Annotated in this window: 2 protein-coding genes; one reads left to right on the forward strand and one right to left on the reverse strand. The window is 69.8% G+C overall.

The features are described from left to right. On the reverse strand, positions 1 to 783 hold a 783-nt coding region (locus tag J7E68_RS15055; protein WP_215173934.1), incomplete at its 3' end, for an MFS transporter. 74 nt (positions 784 to 857) lie between these two features. Here J7E68_RS15055 and J7E68_RS15060 point away from each other — a divergent pair. After that, a partial coding sequence (locus tag J7E68_RS15060) for a helix-turn-helix domain-containing protein (protein ID WP_215173936.1) occupies positions 858 to 1,369 on the forward strand: 512 nt, incomplete at its 3' end.

Consider the following 1,369-nt stretch of genomic DNA (forward strand, 5'->3'; position numbering starts at 1 on the left):
CGGCGCCGCACCGGCATCCGATGCGAGGGCATCCTCCGCGGCATCCATCGCGACAGCATCCTGCGCTGCATCCGCGGTGAATCCCAGACCATCCGCCGGATCCACGGCGGGTCCGGCGACCGCCGACCCGCCGCCGACGCCCGCAGCACCGTCGACACCGCGGTCCGCCCCCGAGTCCACGACTCCGGCGCGACGCGCCTCGCGCTGCAGCATCCATGCCGTCACCGCGGCGACCGCATGGCAGAGCGTCATGACGACGCCGACCAGCCAGCCTCCCACACCGAGAAGCACTCCGCCGAGAGGGCCGCCGGCCAGCTGCAGCGCGGCATCCCGCCCCTGGTTCGCGGCCTGGGCCCTGCCCATCGCGTCGCCGGGCACGATCTCTTTGATCGCACTCTCGCCCGCGACGTCGAAGAGTCCACCGCGGGCGGCCAGCAGCACGTTGGCCGCGAGCAGGGTGCCGAAGGTCAGGGCGTCTGCGAGCGCCAGCACCGTGAAAGCCCCCGACAGCAGGATGCCGACGAGTGAACCGGTCAGCATGAGCACGATGCGCCGGTGCCGGTCGGCCAGGATGCCGCCGATCAGCGTCAGCGCCAGACGGGAGACCATGCCTGCGCCGCCGATGATGCCCGCCTGCGCGGGGTCGTTCGTGACGATCAGGGCGAGCAGTGGGATCGCGAAGGCGAAGAGGGCGGCCGCGAGGCCCTTGCTCGTGTCGCTCACGAGCCAGGTCAGGTATCGGGAGTTGCGCCAGAGTCGGTTGGGCGCGGTCGCGGTCGTCATGCCCCCAACATAATTGCGCACGAAGAGTTGCGCAATACTTATTGCGCAACTTCGGGTGCGGATACACTCGCGGTATGAGTGAGCCGCAGGAAGAGACCGACAGGGTCTGGATGACATCGGCGATGCTCAAGGCCTACTCCCACCCGCTTCGCCGCCAGATGATCCGTCTCTTCGCGCGGCGCGAGCACCTGCGCGCCGCCGATGTCGCCGCCGACCTCGGCGTCGCTCCGAACAGCGCCAGCTTCCACCTCCGCGTGCTCGCCGATGCCGGCCTCATCGAAGAGGCACCCGAGCATGCGCGGGATCGGCGCGACCGCGTGTGGAAGTCGCGCAAGGGATCGATCAACCTCGGCGGCCCCGAGCACCCGGTGCCGGATGAGGCTCTGGGAATCGCCATGGTCCATTCCCTGGCGGAAGACCATCAGGACACGATGGCGCGAGTGATCGCGTGGACCCCCGAATACCTCTCGGGTCGCACCACCGAGGTGCATGCCGCGTTCGTGCAGCAGATGGTCCGGCTCACCGAGGCCGCGTTCGACGCCGTCATGGAGCGCGTGCGACAGGTCATACCCGCGGCGGCCGAGGC

This window comes from Microbacterium sp. ISL-103 (genome assembly GCF_018613995.1).
GTDB lineage: Bacteria > Actinomycetota > Actinomycetes > Actinomycetales > Microbacteriaceae > Microbacterium.